We start from the raw sequence: 19,053 nt of genomic DNA on the forward strand, positions 1-19,053 counted from the left end.
ACGGGGGTATGGACAGACGCCGACTGCTGGCTGCGCTGGCGACCACCGGAATCGCCGGCTGTCTGGGGGATGGCGGCTCGGACCCCACCGCGACTCCAGAGACGACTGGAACGCCGGAGACGACTGCACCGCCACAGACGACCGGAACACCGGCGGCGAGCCAGACCCCGACCTCGACAGCCGGTGACACGCCGTCGGCGACGGCGACCGAGACGGACGCGCCGGACACGGCGACGCCCGCCCTCGGCGCCGTCGCAGACCACCCGGCGGCGGCGAACCTCCGCGCACAGCCCCGCCGAGGCGAGTTCGGCGGCCACGTCGTCCTCGCGTTCGAGGACCCCTCCTGTGTCCGGTGTGCGGCGTTCCACCAGCGTGTCGTCCCCGAGATCAGACAGAACCTCGTCGAGCCGGGGAAGGCGGCGTTCGTCGTCCGGCCGTACCCGGTCGTCTACCCGTGGGGCGACCCCGCCTCCCGGGCGTTGGAGGCGACGTTCGCGCGCGACGAGGCGACCTTCTGGGGGCTGTTGGCCTACTACTACCGGAACCGGGACCGGTTCGGCATGGACAACGTCCTCCGGCTGACGGAGTCGTTCCTCGCGGGCACCGGGGTCGACCAGAACGCGGTCGTCGCGGACGTGGAGTCGGGCGCGGCCGACGAGGCCGTCGCGGCGAACGTGGCGGCGGCGGAGGCGGCCGACCTGGGCCGGACTACCCCCGTCGTGTTGTTGTTCCGCGACGGCCAGTTCGTCACGAGCGCGAACGGCAGCGTGAGCTACACGCTGATCGCCAACGCGCTGGGGGAGGCATGAGTGGGTCGGCGCCGTCCGTCAGGCTCCCCACCCGACGACACGACTGGCGGCTGATGGGCCGGACGGCACGGCTCGTGTTGTCCGTGCCGGTGTACACCGTCGTCGCGGTCGTCGCGGCCGTCGCGTCGTTGACGTTGTTCGTCGTCTCGCTCAACGTCCCGTTGGTGTCGAACGTCGTGGTCGGTGGCGGGCTGCCGCTCGTCAACCGACTCCGGGTGCTGGCAGAGCTGTACCCGTTCGTCGGCACCTCCTTCGGACCGCTCCAGGGAGGGTTGTTGATCGTCGTCGCGGCGTTGTCCGGGGTCGACGTGTCGATGGCGACGTACCACCTCCGGGAGCACGGCGTGAGCCTGGAGACTGGCAGCGGGCTCGCGGGAGTGGTTCTCGGGACGCTCGGCGCCGGCTGTGCCGCCTGTGGTTCTGCGGTGTTGTTGGGGCTGTTGTCGTTGTTCGGCGTCGGCTCCTCGTTGTTGTTCCTCCCGTTGGACGGACTGGAGTTCGCGTTCGCGGCGCTGGTCGTGCTCACGCTGTCGATCCACTGGCTGGCCGACGGGATGCGGGGCGGCGAGGTGGCGGGCTGTCCGGTCGAGCTGTAGCTCAGGTGCCGTCCGGGTGGCCGCGGCCGGCCGCCCGACTCACCTGCTCGGCGATCACCTCGTTCAGGTCTCTCGGGTCGCGGACGTTCTCGAACCGGATGTCTCCGAGCCCGTCGTTGACAGAGATCGTGCCGTAGCCCAACAGCTTCTGGATTCGGCCCTGCTCCAGCTGGTGGCTCCGCACCATCGTGAGCGGCACCTCGCGGCGCCAGGTTCGCAACAGGAGACTGTACTGTCGGACCAGCGACCGTTCGTCGACGACGTACTCCGTACGCCGGAGGACGTACACTCGGATCAGGAACCTGGCGACGCCGATGCCGGTCAACAACAGGACGGCGTTGCCGACGACGTTCGCCTGCGTCGCTCCGCCGAACAGTCCGGGGTTCGACACGACGAGCCCCGTGAGCGCACCGCCGCCCAGGCCGACGATCACCAGCCACACGAGCGTGGGTCTGACCGTCGGCACCGCGGTGATGGGGTACTCACGGCCGCCTGTCGTCGCGTCGTCTGCCGGTGAACTGTCCGTCTCACTGTCCGTCGACGACTCTGTCGTCTCGGAGTGTGGCTGTGTCTCCTGGCTCATAGTTTCGGAATGAAGGGCACCCCCTGCGCGAGGACGGTGGCGACGATGTACACGACCGGCGAGACGACGACGCCGAGGACGACCAACAGGCTGGGCAGTCGGCCGGCGTCGTGGTTGATGCGGCTCCCGAGGTACAGCGAGTAGAGGTAGTACACCGCCAACACCGCGAGCAACGAGAGGGCGTACACGCCCGCCGTCGACATCCCGCTGAACACGAACCCCTGCGGCTCGCCGCCCGGCGGCTCCAGTGTCGACCCCATCGCGTTCAACACGGACGCGAACAACGCCCGTTGGAGGTCCAACACCACGCCGGCGGCCACGTCCGTGCCGGCCTGCGAGAGGTACACCACGACGGTGTACATCCCGGCGAGGTAGGCGCTCGTGGAGTAGACCACGCTGTAGGCCGTCCGGACGAACCCACGGGACTGGAGTGTCACCACCAGCGCGGCGTGGACCGCGAACAGTGTCAGCACGGTCCCCGCGAGCAGCGTCAGCGAGTTGACGATCAGCCCGACGGTGAACTGCCACACCGTGTCCGGACTCGCCAACGGGAGCCGGGCCACCGCCGGCGGCGCTGCGCCGGCGCCACGGACACCGACGCCGGCGAGCGTCAGCGGCGCAGCGTACAAGACGACGTTCACGAGGTAGACGACACTCAGCGTGTACAACTGTCGGAACTGCCCCCCGGAGGCGCTCCGACCGCGGCCGGTCTCCGCGGCGACGAGCCGCGCCGGACGGAACACGGCGTCGAACACCCCGGCGACGATCCCCCCTGTGCGTGCCATCGTGCTACCGTGCCGTCCGCCCCAACTTAAGCTTGCCTCCCCCCGGGGTCAGTGATCCGGCTCTCGACCCGTCAGCTCCGCCACGAGTGACTCGACACGCTCGATCACGACCTCCGGCGACGCGCTCGCGTCCACCTCGACGAACCGCTCCGGCTCCGCCTCTCGGAGCCGGCGGTAGTTGTCGTCCACCTCCGCGAGGAACCCGGCGCGTTCGAACTTGTTGTCGGCGCCTGCCCGCTCTGCGGCGGTCTGTGGGTCCAACTGGAAGAACAGCGTCGCGTCCGGCTCCCGGGTGAACGCGCGGTGGATCCCCTGGACGTACTCCAAGGGCCGTTCCAACTCCGTCTCGGAGAGACTGGCGGCCTGGTAGGCGTACCGGGAGTCCGTGTACCGGTCGGAGATCACGAGCCGGTCGTCGGCCAGCGCCGGCCGGACGACACGCGAGAGGTGTGCGGCGTGGTCCGCGGTGTACAAGAACAGCTCCGCCAACGGGTCGGCGTCGTCGTCGGCGAGCGAGCGGTTCACCGTCTCCCCGTACCACGACTCCGTCGGCTCGCGCGTGAACACCGCGTCCGGGTAGGCGTCCCGGAGCGCCTCCCAGGCGGTCGTCTTCCCACTCCCGTCGAGCCCCTCCAGCGTCACCAACATCCGTGTCGCGGTTCGGCCCGACGTGTTAATGAACTTGGGTTCGACGGCCGTCTCGACCGTGTCACTCCGTCTCCAACCGCTCGACGGCCGTCTCGACCGTCTCGACACGGTTCAGCTGCTCTCGGTTCGCGGCCGCGAGCGACGCCGCGTCCGCCGCGACCGTCCGGACCGCCTCCGCCGCCGACTCGACGGTCGTCGCAACCGACTCCGTCCCGCTCGCCTGGTCGTCCGTCGCCCGCGACACCTCCTCCATCCCGGCCGCGGTCTCGGCGGCCGCCTCGGCGATTCCGTCGAGATCCGACAGTGTCGACTCCACGCTCATGGCCGCCTCGTTCACCCGTTGGCTCGCCGTGTCCAGGCTGTCGACCGTGTCGTCCACGTCCCGGCGGATCTCCGCGACCGTCTCCTCGATTCGGCCAGCCTGTTCGCGGGAGTCTTCGGCCAACGACTTCACCTCCTCGGCGACCACGGCGAAGCCGTCCCCGTCCTCGCCGGCGCGTGCGGCCTCGATCGAGGCGTTCAGCGCCAGGAGGTTCGTCTGGTCGGCCACCTCGTCGATCACCTCGACGACCGACTCGATCTCCTCTACCCGGTCGACGAGCGTCGACACGTCCTCGACGACCGTCTCCGTCGCCGTCTCCACGGCGTCCATCCGACTCAGAGCGTCTTCGGCCGACTCGCGGCCGTCGGCCGCCAGCTCCTCGGCCCGTTCGCTGGTCGCCGCCACGTCGTCGGCCGTCGCGGCCACCTCCTCGACGCTCGCGCTCAGTTGGCTCACCTCGTCCGCGGCGGTGTCCATCTGGTCGACGGCTTCTTCGGCCGTCTCTGCGGCCGAATCGGCCGTCTCGACCGTCTCGGCCGCCTCCGTCGCCAGCTCCGTCAGCGGCTCGTCCACCTCCTCCGTGACAGTCGTCGCCAGGTCGCGCCGCCGGTCGGCCGCCGCCTGCACCCGTTCGTTGTACGAGTGGAGGTACGTCTCCATCGCCACCTGTTGATCGAGCAGCATCAGCTTCAGCGCAGACATCACCCGGTCGGTGAGCGTGTCCAGTGCCGTCTCGACGACTCCGGTGACTCCCTCGCTGTCGGCAGACGCCCCGACGGAGTCGTCAGTCGTAGCCTCGTCGTCGCCACCAGACGCCACCCGGCTCTCGTCGGTCGGTCCCTCGACGCCGTCAAGTTCGCCGGCCCGGAGCTCCGAGAGCACGTCCTCCTGGACGGCGTCGACGATTCCGCGGTAGTAGATGGAGTACGCCCCGAGGTAGAACTTCGGTCCCATGTCGATCACGTCGTGGATCTTGCCGACTCGGGCCCGCCGGTCGAAGTACGACCGACCGTACTCGCCGCCACCCAGGTCGCGGAGGTAGCCCGCCTGTGAGGCTTCGAGTGCCGACACCGACTTCGGGGAGCCGTCCAGCACCGCCCGACTCTCCGTGAACGCCCCCAGGTGGTCGTAGAACTCCGAGACGAGGTCGTCCGCGATCCGGTCGAACGTGTCGGACAGCTCCGAGAGCCGTCGTTCGTCCGTCTCGTCGAACCGTGTGAACGCCTTCCGCCATGCGATCTCCTCGGCGTCGATCCCCAGCTCCGCGGTTAACTCTCGCCCGTCGACTGCGCGTCGTTGCTCGGCCGTGATCCCGTGGTCTGTCATCCGTCTCCGGGGTGGCGGGAGACGGGTTTGAAAGTTCCGAGAGGCGTGTCACTCGATGATGCTGCGCCCACCCGAAACGAGACCTACTCGTCGACGTGGACGGCCTCGATCTCGACCGGGTCGCGGGGGGCGTCGTTGCGGTCCGTCTGGACGGCGCCGATCTCCTCGATCACGTCCATCCCGTCGGTCACCTCGCCGAAGACGGCGTGTTTGCCGTCGAGGTGGGGCTGGGCGTCCAGCGTGACGAAGAACTGCGAGCCGTTCGTGTCCGGCCCGGAGTTGGCCATCGACAACACGCCCGGCCCCTCGTGTGTCAGGTCGTCGTGGAACTCGTCGTCGAACTGGTAGCCGGGGCCGCCGCGTCCGGTCCCGGTCGGGTCCCCGCCCTGGATCATGAAGTCGCCGATGATCCGGTGGAACTGCGTCCCCTGGTACAGCGAGTCGCCCCGTACTTCTCCCGTCTGCGGGTCCTCCCAAGTGTTCGTGTCCGGCGCCGGCTCGGCGTCGGCCGCCGGGTCGTGACGCGCCAGCCCGAGGAAGTTCTCGACCGTCCGCGGCGCTCGGTCCGCGAACAGCGTCACTGTGAACTCACCGTGCGTCGTGTCGAACGTCACTGTCGGCTGACTCATTGTACGTGACTGAACGGGCCAGGCGGTTAGTCGCTTTGGCTCCCGCGCGCCAGCGGCGTCCGGCGAACTTCACCCCCGGCTTCCGGTGGCCTATGTCGGTGTGAGTGTATTCAACGCCGACCTCTCCTGTGGGAAAGTAGTCGGTACTTCCATAGTTGAATCTGTAGATCTGGTTTTCCCAAGAAACAGAAGTATTAACTGTGGCCGATAGCAGAGTGCCGGCAACAATGACGACGGAGACGAGAAGTGAGCCGCCGGTAGACGCACTCGAACGGGTGTTGTCCGCGACCGACGGCGCCGACGAGCAGAGCCGGTACCTCCTCAACCCGACCCGAAGCTACGTGTTCGCGCTCGCCTCGACGGACGAGACGGCGTCCCTGTCTCGGCCGCTCCGTGTGCTCGGCCGCCGGGCGGTGTTGCGGGAACTCCGTCAGGACTTCCTGATGGGGAGCCGGACGGCGAACCTCGTCGACGCTGGCGCGGTGTCGCTCCGGGAGGCAGAGTTGGACCACGAGACGCCGGCGGTCGTCGCGCCGGACGGCGTCCACGCGCTCGTGTCGGTCGAAGACACCGCCGGGAGCCTCCCGACGAACCACCCCGAGTTCGAGTCCGACGCCCGGACGGCGTGTGCGGAGCTGTGGGAGACGGCCGACCAGTACCCGCTCCGGACGCCGGCGCTGTCGTCGCTCCGCCGGTCGATGACGGACGACCTCGGCCAGGAGTTCCGCGACGGGTTCGAGACGGCGTTGGAGGTGGCCGCGAGTCTCCGCGACCGCACGGCGTTCCACGAGGTGCGGGCCGCGCTTGCGGTCGCCGCCGAACGGGAACTGCTCCACTACGACGTGAGCCGCTGGGGGGAAGACTCCGGACTCGCCTCCACGGCCTCCTTCTCCCGCCACAAGACGGACCTGGAGGCCGAGGGCGTGATCGAGACGGAGAAAGAGCCCGTCCAGATGGGCCGTCCGCGCCAACGGCTCCTACTCACCGACGAGTACCGCGCTGTCGTGGAGGAGGAAGGGCTGGCTGGACTCGTCAGCCGGGTCATGGAGTGAGGAAACTGGAGGGGCTCGCTACGGGTCCGACGCAGCCCTCGCGTCGGTCGGGTCATCTCACCCGCTCTTCCCCGAGGAGGACTCCTCTGTGTTGATCTCGTCTCTCCCGAGCCGAGCAATCGTTTAATCTGTGACGTATCGTTTGCCCTTCGGAAAGTACGTTTCTTCTTCGACGTTGTACACACTGAGCCACACTGTGTTCTTCACATTCCCCGTGATCTTGACAATCTCAGACAACGGAACCTGCTCGCTTGCGTCCGCACCGTTGCTACGTACTGTCACGACCCCCGTTCCGGTTGCGTCCACCCGGTCGTGGTAAGTCACGCTCTTGACATCAGAAAACGTCCACGATGCCTCGAACTCGGGGTCGTCGTCACGAGTGACGCGTATCGTTCCAGTTTGCCCGGAGTGCCCACTAAGAGCCACGTCGACACGACCGTCCCTACGGAATCCTCGTGGCACGTCGATCTCGGCGTTCGTCTGGATCTGTACCTCGTCGCCGAGTGTTACATTGAGACCGTCTTCCACCTCCCAACTGTACGCCGTAGTCGTCCCGTCCCACTGCACTGCGACCCCGACTGTCTGTTGATTCAGGACCTGTTCGGCGAGCTTGACGGTGGCTCGTGGCGGTACAGTGACCTCAGCGTCCACCAGTGTCGCGTCTTCGCCACTGACGACAACACTCGCTTCGCGTGGCTGACCAGCCGGGTTGTACACGCTAACCGTGGTCGGGTGACGTGCGGATGAGAAGAACGATCCGAGACAGCCACCGCTGGCGGCGGCGACGATTGTAGCGAGTGCGCCGCGTCGGGTCGTCTGTGAGCTTCTCATATTTATCAATTTGTATAACAACGAAGTAGTCGGTGTCTTCTGGTGGGTTGTCTCCGACGTACTGCAGTCAGTACGGCCGGACTTTCGTGTAGCTAGCAGCGTCCCAGCTCCAGTAGTCGAGATGATGAGCGTACTGGTCCCAGGTGTCGTGAATTATCAGTTCACCACCACTCTGACTGTAGCCAACAACCGCTACGGTGTGGTCCCCGTAGCTCCCGCGCTTGTTGTCTGGCTCTCCCCCGTTCGTCATATTCAATAAGAACGGTCGCTCGGCACCGATCTCCTGTTTCACGAAGTTGGGGTGACTCCAGACGTAGATGTTGTCTCCGATGTACGATCTACTTCCCAGACCGTAATCGTCGAAGTTGTCGATTCCATCGTCGATGTCCGTCGGGAGTGTCGTTCCGTCGTGCAGTGTGTTCATGCTCTTGTGGAGTACGTCGACATACTCGTGTTTCTGTGACTCTGATACACCTTCATGATACGAAATGATCATCGACGCAGCAACTGGGACACAGCCGTCCCAGTGCGCCCACGGATCAGGGTCCTCTTCCGGTTCGTCGTTCGGCACTGACCACGCCGGTACACCCCACAACTGTTCACGACTGCTGGTGAGCGTACCACCACTAGCTGAAGGTGATGACTCTATACTCGCCGGATCGATCCCACTCAGTGGTGCCGCACGTCCGTTCCGGACGTTCACCCCACGGCCGTCCGCGAGTTCGACCCCGTACTTCACGCCCCCGTGGTAGACGAGTCGACCCGTCGGGCGTGCGCCTTTTCGCCGAGCACGAGTCTTCGTTGCTCCGACGTGTTTCTGCGGCGGGCTCGCTCTGCTGTACTCGATCACATCGGCCCAACCGGGTCGTGCTCCGGTCGTGACGTAGCCAACTGCTTCCTCTTGCTTCTGAACTGCGAACGAGTAGACCGCTGGAACGTACTTCGGACCGTCAGCGGCGTTGCGAGCGTGGAACGTGGTTGGACGACCCAGCGTCGCACCCTTCCAGTCGGCGAACTTCTCACGTCTCGCAGCCTGCTTCACCGTCTGTGCTGCTGCCTCCCGGGCGTCATCCATCGACACCGTGTCTGTACCGGCTGCCGATGCCGTTCCGACAACACCGACTGAACCGAGACCGACTGCACTGATCGTCTTGAGAACGTTCCGTCTGGAATAGGAGCGTCTTTCACTCTCCGTTGTGTATTATACTCTTATATTACTAATACAAATAGGTGCCGATACGACCAACTCTAATTTGACACACAGTATCACCGTCTCGGCAGCCTCGGAGTCAGTCTCTCCAACGGAACGACACCGCAAGTGCGAAGTCACGTAGCAGTTCGCCTGTCTCACTTGACCCATGTGTACCGTTATCGTCGCCCACTGCCGGACGGATCAGGGGTGATCCGTCTCTTTGCGGGTCGCCAGCCGGTCGTAACAGTCCAAGACATGGTCGAAGTACTCTTCTGTCATCAGCTGTGGGTTGTCGATGCGGTGGAAGTCGTCCAAGAGAAACGCCGTCTCCTCCCGGTCGAGCCCGTACGCGTGGAACGCCGCGGCGTCCACCTCCGCACGCAGCCGCGCACGCGCTTCTGGCTCAGCTACGGCCTCGAACCCTCCTAATCGGTCGCGCATCTCCGCGAACGCCTCCCCGTAGCAGTTGAGCCGAGCCGCACGCCGCGAGGTAAGCTAACCCACCCCTAAAGGGGTGGGCTTTCAGCGTGGACTCCCGTTCTGGCCGAGTCATCGGCAGGCGAATATTCGCCGTTCACGTTCACCATCCCGCTGTTCAAGCGCACGCCTACGAGTGCGCCTCCACCAGCCCCAGTTTGGTTCTGACGGAGAAACCGCAAACCGATGTTCTTTGCTGCGTTGTAGTCCGCGTCGTTCTGGTACTCACAGTTCAAACACTCGAACTGCGCTCCCTCCCGGTTGTCAGGGTGAGTGAACCCACACTCGGAACACCGTCGTGACGTGTTCTTCGGGTTCACTTGTTCGACACGCAGCCCGTACGCTTCGGCTTTGTACTCGACGTACTCGTACAGTCGGTCGAACGCCCACTTGTGGCCCCACGACGCCCCTGTCCGCTCTCGGATGTCGGTCAGGTCCTCGAAGGCAATCACCGTACAGCCGTTCTCACGAGCCTCTGCGACCAGTTCGTTGCTGATACGATGGAGCATCAGCGTGAACCGACCTTTTTCTTTGCGTCCGACTGACTGGATGGTCTCGTGTGCCCACCGCGTGCCGTGGTCTTGCAGGTCGCCACGCCGTTTCTCGTATTCTCTGCGCCAGTGGTCGAACTCGTTCCCTGTCCAAAACCGGCCTGTGCTAGTGACGGCAAGTTGGTTCACGCCGAGGTCAACCCCGAGAACCGTTCCGTTCTCGGTGGCTGCCTGTGCCGACGTGTTAATCTCCACGTCTGCTGTGCAACAGATGTGAAGTTGCCACTCACTGTGTTGCCGGTGAAGTTCTGCACTAGTAATATTGTAGTCGTCGTTGAACAGGTATTGCTCGTGGGGCGTGTCCGTCGTATCCTCGGGTAGTACGTAGTCGGCCTCGATTCGCCCGTCGACTGTGGCGAGGCTCACGTACTCGTCGTGGAACGTGGCCGTCCGCGACTCATACACGAGGTGAGGGCTGCTGAACTGTGGTTTTGACGCTTCCTTACCCTGTTTCCAGCGTTCGACAACGCCTTTGCACGCTTCGGCAGCCTTGTTGCGGGCCGACTGGACGTGGTTCGAGTGGAGGTCAGTTGCCTTCCGAACGTCGTCGTAGGTGTCGTCGTTGAGCGTGGTCTTGCTCGTGGTGACGTATTCGCCTTGGAAGGCATGGTCGGTGACGTATTGAGCAGCCCAGAGGAACTGGTCAACGGTGTCTTCGAGAAGTGCAGCGTCGTGACTGTCCACCTCAAGCGTGACGGGAACAGTCCGGCGCACTTCCATGTCTCATATGTATTGTTACTCACTCTTGACATCCTCCCACCCCTGAAGGGGTGGGATTCCCGAGCGTTGGGATATTACGGTTTGCAGGCCCCCTGTTCTCTCGGTGTGAACCGACCGCTCTCACGGTCGAACAGGAAGACTCCGGGCTGTGCCAAGCAGCCGTTACTTATATCCCCAGCTGGGGGACTCTGAGTTATCTTTCTCCGGATGTTCACCGCACCATTCACGTCTGCATTCATCGTCGTCTCACACGACGAACAGACATACAGCCCACGCTCCACGCGGTTCGCGTCACGGATCTGTCCACAACACGAACACGTCTTCGAGGTGTTTTCTTCATCCACCCAATCAACAAGGATACCGCGTTCCTCCGCCTTGTACTCCAGCAACCGGGTGAACCGGGCGAACTCCCACCCGTGGAGTTTCTTGTTCCCCGACGCGCCCCAATTCCGAGAGTCACCATTCTCGTCTTCGCGGATGCCTGTGAGGTCTCCAACAGCAATCTTCTCCACGCCTTCTTCCACGCATCGCTTGACGATGTGCTTCGAGAGGGTGTGAAGGAAGTGATCCTTGCGTCGGGACAGTTTCCGACGAGCCTTCTGAGCACGACGTGACGGGCCCTTCTCGCCTTCCGTCTGGTACTCTTCTCGAGTGAAGTAGTGCTTGTCCTGTTTCAGTGTGTTCCCCGGATACAACTCTGGAGAACCACCCTCGAAGTCGATGGCGAGGTAGTTGCTGATACCGAGGTCGATACCCGCTGTCTTGTCGCCAGGGGCGTTTTCGACAGGAATCTGCTTTCGACAGACGAGGTGGAGTTCCCACTCGTCACCGTTCCAGACGGCCCGCGCTTGCTGGATGTTCTCGACTTCCACGTCAGGGCGTGTCTCGTATTCTGCGAGGATGAAGTCAGACCGCGACTCTCTCAGGTTGAAGCCTTTTGAGAGGCGGAGCTGGCCGTGTTTAGTGTCGTGCCTGATTCCGTTTTGCTTCCACGTCACGGTGGAGCGTGGGTGATCATCGCCGTACTTCCGGTAGCCTGGTGGGTTCGCGTCGTCGTCGGAGTCAAACCAGCTGGTGAACGCTTCAGCAAGTTCTTCGAGAACTCGCTGACTTGACTGCGAGTGCAGGTCACTGTAGCGTTCGTGGTGTTTCAACTCCGATTTCAGCTCGGCTTCGTCGGGAATCTCACCGTCATCATCCCACCGTTGTTGGATATAGTAGCGACCGACGTTCCACAGTTTGGATGCGGAGAATCCGCACTGGTCGAGGTCGTCACGAACCTGCCGGTGGTTCGTGATGCGTGCGACGTACGTGCGGGTCGTCTCCAGCATTGTACTGTGTTCATAACGTGTTATGAGGATTCCACTATTAAACCCTGTGTTCGGAGTAGAATATCCAGCCAAGCGTTTGCGTGTGGGTAGGTTCCGTGTTGTCGACTTCATCCCACCCCTAAAGGGGTGGGTTTTTGCCTTGTGATTCTATAAACATTGGGAGTCAGTCGGTCGTCGTACAGTGGTTCGGGTCTCGCGCGTGTCGGCTTCCTCCCACCCCTAAAGGGGTGGGTTTCCGCCTTGCTCCGCTATGAACTCGAACCAGTCGTCGCCTGCGGTGAGGTGTGGCACCGGAGCTCCTTCGAACTTGTAGCGGGCGATGTTGGTGTCGATCCTCGTCTTCATGAAGTAGTCGAGCGGAATCGAGTTGAGAATCCCCAGTAGCGCGAACAGCTCACGGTCTGTGAAGGCTCGCTCGTACACCCCGTGGAGTGGGAACTGTTGGAGGTCGTCGGCCGTCGGCGCTATCTCGTAGGGTCGGATCGTAGTGAGGGCGTGATAGCAGATGACCCCCGGCGGAAGGACGGCCGCGATCAGCGTCCGCTCGTTGGCCGAGTTGGTAATGTTCCTGTACGCGATACGGTATTCCGTGCAGTCGAGGAGTACGTCTTCCTCGGACAACGGGCGTCCGCGTTCGTCTTCGAGTAACTCGTCGACGAACGACTTCATGCTCCCGTTGCTCGCCTCGCCGTCGAAGCTGTCGTAGATGGCGCGCTTCAGACGGCCGAGACTCTTCTCCCGTACCCGTCTCTTGGCACTTCTGTCCGGGTCCCGACTCTCGGCGACGCTCCAGTACTCCGGTTCTTCGAGGTCTAGAACACTGTCGTCGTGGACGAACTGGTGCATATTGCTCCCGCCGTACACCGGATAGTCGGCGTTCTCGCGGTCTTCGCTGAAGTACTCGGAGTCTCGGGTGTAGATCTCGATGTGGCCGTCTGCCCGCCAACTGCCGTCGACGGACTCACCCACTGGGTCGTGGCGTAACAGCGTCTCTAGCACGTCGACCTCGCTCTGTGACGAGACCTTGGGGAAGGTGAGCGCCTCTGGCGAGTAGCGTTGGATCAGCTCTGGCGTTACACGGACCGTCTCTGTGCGGTAGTTCTGAAGCGTTCCGACGTCGTGCTGTCCGAACGTTGCTCGGAACGACTCCGTACACCCGGTGTTCTGGAACACCGTCACGGCAAACTGAAACTGACGATGGAGCGAAGCGAAGATCCCCCTGTTCTCGAAGCCGACGACAGCGTCGAGACGCTTCTGATCGAGAAGATGCGAGCGCAGCCGCTTCGCCGAAGCGTTCGAGAAGATTTTGTTGGGTAGCACCTTCGCAACGTACCCGTCCTCGTTCGTCAGGTCGAACACCCGTTCGAGAAACAGCATACTGAGATCGTTCCGCCCCGTTCTCGTCTGCCCGTCTATCTCGCCCCACTGGAGGTTGTAGGCTGGCCCGTCGGTGAAGTACGTCGCCCGTCGTTGAATGTTCTGTTCGTACGTCTCCCACGCCGTTTGTATCTCGGGATCGTCCCGGAGTTCGGACTCAACTTTGTCTTTCACTGTGGGTTCGAGCGAACGAAAGTCGGACCTGTACCGACTGAAGAATTCATCACGACGTGGCTGGAGCATGTCCCAGGGTGGGTTTGCGACAACGATGTCGAAACCACCATCTGCGTACACTGGTGCGAACTCCAACACCCAGTGGAACGGGTCGAACGACTGGATCTGTTCCAGCGACACGTCGAGCCCAGCCTCACGGAACTGTTGGTGAATCTTCTCGTCTAGCGCTGGTCTGTGCTCGTCTTTCCGCCGTTCCGCCTCCTGGAGGTGCTGTCTCGCAGCGACGGTGTCGCTCGCGGCGCTGTGTTCGTCCACCGCTTCGATTACGTCACCATACCGCTCTCGAACAGAGTCGGCACCCCAGTTGTCAAGCACAGCCTGGCTGCCGTTCTCTCCGCTGTCGCTGCCGGTCGTCTCCACGAGGTCGGTGAACCCGATCAGACTGTTACCCTGCTGGACGTTGAACACGATATTCGGGAGTGCGAGGTCGTCGTCTTCCGCGGCGGCGAACGTTCCAGGCTCCACCTCGGAGACAATCGACAGCCACAGCCGAAGTTTGGCGACCTCTACGGCGGGCTGCACCACGTCGACACCGTAGATGTTCTCGACGACGGTATTTCTCCGAAGCCGCCAGGTCGGCGGAGTCTCGTTTCGAGGGTCGTCGGCGGATAGTTCACCGTAGGCGGCGTCGTACAGCGCCTTCCGGACGCGAACGATCTCACTCTCGACAGACGTGAGAAAGTGACCAGAGCCACACGCGGGGTCCAGTGCCCGAAACTCGTCGACGACATCGTCGACAATCTCTTCGACGAGCGCCGTGTTGGGGGGGGAGTGAGCCGATCAGATCGAACACGTCGTCGGCGTCTGTGAGCATCGACTCCGTGTAGCCGTGTTCGTGTCGAAGGTGAGACCCGATCTCCTCGCGGAGCCGTGGCAACACCGTCTGCTCGGCACAGAACCGCGTTATCTCGTCTGGCGTGTAGTACGCGCCCAACTCCTTCTTCTGATCGCCGGTGTCTGTCGTGATGTAGTTGATCGTCTTCTCGAACACGTTCCCGAGTACACTCGGATCGAGTGCCGACGGTCCGCCATCGGTCGAGAACTCGTAGCGTTCGAGCAGGTCGAGCAGGTCGAACAACACGTCGTCGACGACATCGAACGCCGTGTCGTCCACGTCGGCGTCGTAGTTGACTGCCGGCCGGAACAGCCCGCCGTTGAGGTACGGCATCTCGGAGTACCGTGTGATGGTCTCGATCCGTCGACTCCGGTCGTCTCTGCGCTCGTCGAACACCCCGAAGAACAACGGTTCGAGGTACGTCTCGTACAGTGACCGCGGCACGTCGGACTCCCGATGTTCGGCGGCAATCTTCTCGAGAAGCCCAGACTCCACGAGGTCGCGGTCCTCGAGGAACTTCACGAACACGAGTCGGTTGACGAGACCGATCGCGAACAGCCGCACGTCGTCACCGGTCGCTTCCGACGGTGCGACGACCCCGTCCCCGACCAAGCTCCGTCCGATGTGCTCGTCGTCACCCGGCGCACGACCGAAGACGTGCGCGACGTACTCATCGTAGAACTGATCGGTGATCTCTGCGCGGCGTCGGCTGACGATCCGGTCTGCATCCCGGGCTGTCGTGACGACGTTGTCCAGTTCGAACCCGGCGACGAACCGTTCCAGTGTCGTCCGCGTGTCGTCGGTGTCCCACTCTTCGGGAGCGACATCGACCCCGGTCTGTTCGGCGAAAATGTGACGCACGACCGGACGGAGGTCCACCCCGGCGAGCCTGTCTAAGCTGTACGTATCTCGATCGTATCTGACGAGCACCCATCGCAGCCCGTCGGTTGCGACACCGAACTCCGCCTCAAATGGGCGGTACGACAGCCAGTCGAGCACCTGGCCGAGACCGTGTCTGTCTCGATCGAGCGACTTGTTCAGCGGTTCGGCTTCGAAAAGTAACTGTCGAGAGTCTACACCGTCGTACGGCTGGAACGACGCGGCGTAGTCTGCTTGATCCCCTCGGCGGTCGGAGAGGTCCCCGACCTCGTGTGCGAGTTCGTCGTACCCGAGCGCATCCAGCATCGGCTCGACGAACACGCGACACGCCAGCGGCTCTGGCTCCTCCCGCCGTGCAGCGTCGGACTCCCGGAGCACTCGGTCATCACAGAGTAGTTCTGCCGCAGTCTCGTCGTCGACGACCGCCGCACGGAATCGCTTGACCGCCCGACGGAGTGTCGACTCGACGGTGTCGACCCCCTCGTCGGTGACCGTCGTTTCGACTGCCTCCGCGAGAAACTCCGTCTGCGTGACATCTCCCGGCGATGGCCCCTCTCTCATCGTTTCTCTTGTGTCTGCCTCCCCACTAGCGTATGAATCCCCGTCTCCCAGCCCCCGACAGCCCGCTCGCGTCGTCACGACGGCGGTTCCACGCAGTTTTTAACCCGCCTCCCCCCTACCACACGGCAGACAGATGAGCCGACCGTGGGAGTCGTGGGACCACGTCCTCAAGGTGGACCCGGACAAGGAGCTGTACGGCGACGAGACGTTCGCCGACGTCTGCCGGACGGGGACGGACGCCATCGAGATCGGTGGGACGCTCGACGTGACCACAGCGAAGATGGAGCGGGTGATGACGGCGTGTTCCGAACACGACGTGGCGTTGTACCAGGAGCCGTCGAACCCGGCGGTCGTGGTGGAAGACGAGGCGTTGGACGGCTACCTCGTCCCGGTCGTGCTCAACGCGACGGACCCGTTCTGGATCACCGGCGCCCACAAGGAGTGGGTCCGGATCGCGAACGGTGTCGACTGGGACCGGACGACCACGGAAGCGTACGTCGTGCTCAACCCCGACGCGGACGTGGCGGAGCTGACGGAGGCCGACTGCGACCAGTCGCCCGACGACGTGGCGGCGTTCGCCCGGGCGGCAGAGCGAATGTTCGGGCAGGAGATCGTCTACCTGGAGTACTCCGGCACGCTGGGCGACCCGGAGGTCGTCGCCGCGGCCGACGACGCCACCGAGGAGGCGACGTTGTTCTACGGCGGTGGCGTCGGCGACTACGACAGCGCCTACCAGATGGGCAGACACGCGGACGTGGTCGTCGTCGGCGACCTGATCCACGACGCCGGCGCCGACGCCGTTCGGGAGACCGTCCAGGGCGCCCGCGACGCGACTGCCGAGACGGTCTCGCCCGACTCCGGGTGAAGACGGTACTGTTCGACCTCCCAGACGGTTGTTTGTAGTCCAGTTATCACGCGTGGGATCCACGCCGGTCGAATTTAAAGGGTGTAGCCAGACCGTGGGGTGAGGGGACAAACATGGAACTCGATCCACGCGAGAGCTACAGGACGAAGGTACTGGTCGGGTTAGCAGTCGTCGTGGTCGTCGGTGCAGTCGTCGCAGGCTGGACGGTGACGGGGATCAGCGACGTCGTGCGGACGGAGCGCACTCAGTCGATCGCCTCGGAGGCGAACGTCCAAGACAACACGATCCAGACGATCGTGTTCAACCTCCGCGGGAACGGCGAGCAGCTGGCACAGTCGACGGCGCGTATCCGGTCGGCCACGATGGCGGGCGGGCTCGCGAGAGACGAGATCAACGAACTGTACGAAGACAGGGCCGAGACGGAGCAGTTCGCGGCGATCCACCTGATCGACACGGGCGCCAGGAGCGTGGTCGCCTCCTCGGACGGCCAGGTCGTCGGTCAGTCGCCCGACGTGTTGGGCTACGACGTTCCGCCGAGTCTCGGCCCGAACGACACGATCCTCACCGCGAGGACCGTCGGGAACGGGACGTGGGTCGTGTTCAGTCGTCTCTCGTCGGGGGACGTGGTGGTGACGGAGACGTCGCTGTCGTACGTCGACGGGCGGATCGCGTCCGTGTTGGACGAGTCGACGACCCGGATCGTCGGCGTCGACGGAACGGTCGTGTACGACAGCACGAACGCCAGCGCCGTCGGCACACAACACACCGCAGCCGAGGGGGTCGACTCCCCGGCGGTGCGCTCGGGACTCCTCGGGAACGAGGGGTCGCGGGTCGTTGCGGCGGCCAACAGCACGACCGGGACGGATCTCGTCGTCGGCTACGACGGCATCGAGAAGACGAGCTGGGCGGTCGTCTCCTACGCCGAGCCCGGGACGTTGTTCCGCGTCGTCGACGTACTCCGGCAGGATCTGTTCCTTCTCCTGGGGGCGATCACGGCGCTGCTGGCCGGGTTCGTCCTGGTGGTCGAGCGACCGGCGCTGCGCGACCTAGAGAGGCTCCAGACGGACGTGGCGGCGCTGCGTGACGGTGAACTCGACTCGGCCGTCGAGACGGATCGTCGCGACGAGTTCGGCGACCTCGCCCGCGGGCTGGACGCGATGCGGGTGGACCTGGGCGACCAGATCAGCGAGGCAGAGCAGGCGACGGCGGAGGCGCGTGCCGCCCGCGAGGAGGCGGAGGCGCTGTCGACACACCTCGCGGAGAAGGCGGAGTCGTACCGCGACACCATCACTCGGCTCGCCGACGGGGACTTCACTGCCCGGGTCGACCCGGAGAGCCGCCACGACGGCGTCCAAGAGATGGGAGAGACGCTGAACGAGGTGGTCGCGGACCTGGAGTCGACGCTGGCCGGTGTCCAGGCGTTCACGGACGACGTGGCCGACTCGATGCAGGAGCTGTCGGCCAGCAGCGACGAGATCGAGGCCGCGACCGGGGAGATCGCCGAGACGGTTCAGGAGATCAGCGCCGGCACGGACGAACAACGCGACCGGCTCCAGACGGTCGTCGACGAGACCAACAACCTCTCTGCGACGGTCGAGGAGGTAGCCTCCACCACCGGCACGGTCGCGGACAACACGGAACGAGCCGGCCGCTACCGCGAGGAGGGCCGAGAGGCCGCCGAAGAGGCCGCAGCGGCGTTAGACGAGGTGCAGACGGAGACCCGAGACGCCGTCGCGGAAGTGGACGCGCTCGTCGACCAGATCGACGAGATCCAACAGTTCGCGGACGTGATCTCCGACGTGGCCGACCAGACGGACATGCTGGCGCTGAACGCCAACGTGGAGGCAGCCCGGTCGGACACGGACGGCGACGGGTTCGCGGTCGTCGCAGACGAGATCAAGTCGCTGGCCGAGGAGGCGGGCGACCGCGCCGACGACATCGACCGACTCGTCGACGAGATCCAGACGCAGACGGACGAGACGGCCGCCCAGATCCGGACGACCAGCGACCGGATCGCCGACAGCAGCGACACCATCGAACGCGCGATCGAGGCGATGTACGACATCGACGAGGTGGTCGCCGAGGTGAGCGAGGGGATCGAAGACATCGACCGTGCGACGGACGACCAGGCGACCTCGACGGAGGAGGTCGCTGCCACCGTCGAGGAGATCGCAGACATCGCCGAGGAGAACGCCACGGACGCCAGCGAAGTGTCCGCGGCCGCCGAACAACAGACCGCGACCGTCGCGGAGGTGGCCCGGACGGCCGGTACCGTGGCCGACCGGGCCACGGAGCTGTCGGAGGCAGTCGCCCAGTTCGAGGTGGACGCCGACGACGCCGACGACGCCGACGACGCCGACGACGCCGACGACCTGACCGACGACCTGTCGGCGGAGACGGGCCCACGGCCGACGGCGGACGGCGGCCGACGACGAACGGACGACCGTTGA

Annotated in this window: 16 protein-coding genes and 1 pseudogene; 5 read left to right on the forward strand and 12 right to left on the reverse strand. The window is 64.3% G+C overall.

Annotated elements, in window-relative coordinates:
* Positions 1-8 precede the first annotated feature (8 nt).
* Both RYH79_RS14525 and RYH79_RS14530 read left to right on the forward strand, forming a co-directional pair.
* Positions 9-809 (forward strand): DsbA family protein, encoded by an 801-nt coding sequence (locus tag RYH79_RS14525; RefSeq protein ID WP_370900344.1) that lies wholly within the window; start codon positions 9-11, stop codon positions 807-809.
* Positions 806-1,405, forward strand: a complete 600-nt coding sequence (locus RYH79_RS14530) for a hypothetical protein (RefSeq protein ID WP_370900346.1) — start codon at positions 806-808, stop codon at positions 1,403-1,405. The genes RYH79_RS14525 and RYH79_RS14530 overlap by 4 nt, the downstream gene beginning before the upstream one ends.
* A 1-nt stretch (position 1,406) precedes the next feature.
* Here the strand turns inward: RYH79_RS14530 and RYH79_RS14535 are convergent, their stop codons facing one another.
* From RYH79_RS14535 to RYH79_RS14555, 5 genes are all read right to left on the reverse strand, one after another.
* On the reverse strand, positions 1,407-1,988 hold the full coding sequence (locus tag RYH79_RS14535) for a PH domain-containing protein (protein ID WP_370900348.1): 582 nt from the start codon (positions 1,986-1,988) through the stop codon (positions 1,407-1,409).
* Complete coding sequence (locus tag RYH79_RS14540; RefSeq protein ID WP_370900350.1) at positions 1,985-2,773, reverse strand: hypothetical protein; 789 nt, start codon at positions 2,771-2,773, stop codon at positions 1,985-1,987. Before RYH79_RS14540 ends, RYH79_RS14535 begins: the two co-directional genes overlap by 4 nt.
* A 48-nt stretch (positions 2,774-2,821) precedes the next feature.
* Positions 2,822-3,421, reverse strand: coding sequence for a dTMP kinase (tmk, locus tag RYH79_RS14545; protein ID WP_370900352.1), 600 nt, complete (start codon positions 3,419-3,421; stop codon positions 2,822-2,824).
* A gap of 61 nt (positions 3,422-3,482) precedes the next feature.
* Complete coding sequence (locus tag RYH79_RS14550; RefSeq protein ID WP_370900354.1) at positions 3,483-5,069, reverse strand: methyl-accepting chemotaxis protein; 1,587 nt, start codon at positions 5,067-5,069, stop codon at positions 3,483-3,485.
* A gap of 83 nt (positions 5,070-5,152) precedes the next feature.
* Positions 5,153-5,698 carry a peptidylprolyl isomerase gene (locus tag RYH79_RS14555; protein WP_370900356.1) on the reverse strand — a complete coding sequence of 182 codons (546 nt, stop codon included), beginning with the start codon at positions 5,696-5,698 and terminating at the stop codon, positions 5,153-5,155.
* Positions 5,699-5,925: 227 nt separating this feature from the next.
* Here RYH79_RS14555 and RYH79_RS14560 point away from each other — a divergent pair, with 227 nt between their 5' ends.
* Complete coding sequence (locus RYH79_RS14560) at positions 5,926-6,750, forward strand: transcriptional regulator TbsP domain-containing protein (protein WP_370900358.1); 825 nt, start codon at positions 5,926-5,928, stop codon at positions 6,748-6,750.
* A gap of 123 nt (positions 6,751-6,873) precedes the next feature.
* On the opposite strand, the gene RYH79_RS14565 is transcribed toward RYH79_RS14560, so the two are convergent.
* The 7 genes and pseudogenes from RYH79_RS14565 to RYH79_RS14595 form a co-directional block, all read right to left on the reverse strand.
* Positions 6,874-7,581, reverse strand: a complete 708-nt coding sequence (locus RYH79_RS14565; RefSeq protein WP_370900360.1) for a hypothetical protein — start codon at positions 7,579-7,581, stop codon at positions 6,874-6,876.
* A 67-nt stretch (positions 7,582-7,648) separates the two neighbouring features.
* Positions 7,649-8,656 carry a C39 family peptidase gene (locus RYH79_RS14570; protein ID WP_370900912.1) on the reverse strand — a complete coding sequence of 336 codons (1,008 nt, stop codon included), beginning with the start codon at positions 8,654-8,656 and terminating at the stop codon, positions 7,649-7,651.
* A 318-nt stretch (positions 8,657-8,974) separates the two neighbouring features.
* Positions 8,975-9,259: pseudogene (locus RYH79_RS14575) on the reverse strand (hypothetical protein); the annotation flags it as partial.
* Between the two features lie 20 nt (positions 9,260-9,279).
* On the reverse strand, positions 9,280-10,521 hold the full coding sequence (locus RYH79_RS14580; RefSeq protein ID WP_370900362.1) for an RNA-guided endonuclease InsQ/TnpB family protein: 1,242 nt from the start codon (positions 10,519-10,521) through the stop codon (positions 9,280-9,282).
* 74 nt (positions 10,522-10,595) lie between these two features.
* The gene (locus tag RYH79_RS14585; protein ID WP_370900364.1) at positions 10,596-11,852 is read right to left on the reverse strand and encodes an RNA-guided endonuclease InsQ/TnpB family protein; all 1,257 of its coding nucleotides are present in this window, start codon (positions 11,850-11,852) and stop codon (positions 10,596-10,598) included.
* Between the two features lie 219 nt (positions 11,853-12,071).
* Complete coding sequence (locus RYH79_RS14590; protein ID WP_370900366.1) at positions 12,072-13,988, reverse strand: Eco57I restriction-modification methylase domain-containing protein; 1,917 nt, start codon at positions 13,986-13,988, stop codon at positions 12,072-12,074.
* Between the two features lie 133 nt (positions 13,989-14,121).
* Positions 14,122-15,738, reverse strand: a complete 1,617-nt coding sequence (locus RYH79_RS14595; protein WP_370900368.1) for a hypothetical protein — start codon at positions 15,736-15,738, stop codon at positions 14,122-14,124.
* 133 nt (positions 15,739-15,871) lie between these two features.
* On the opposite strand from RYH79_RS14595, the gene RYH79_RS14600 reads away from it, so the two are divergent.
* The gene (locus RYH79_RS14600) at positions 15,872-16,603 is read left to right on the forward strand and encodes a phosphoglycerol geranylgeranyltransferase (RefSeq protein ID WP_370900370.1); all 732 of its coding nucleotides are present in this window, start codon (positions 15,872-15,874) and stop codon (positions 16,601-16,603) included.
* A 113-nt stretch (positions 16,604-16,716) separates the two neighbouring features.
* Positions 16,717-19,053, forward strand: a complete 2,337-nt coding sequence (locus tag RYH79_RS14605; protein WP_370900372.1) for a methyl-accepting chemotaxis protein — start codon at positions 16,717-16,719, stop codon at positions 19,051-19,053.

Source organism: Halobaculum sp. MBLA0143, from assembly GCF_041361465.1.
Lineage (GTDB): Archaea > Halobacteriota > Halobacteria > Halobacteriales > Haloferacaceae > JAHENP01.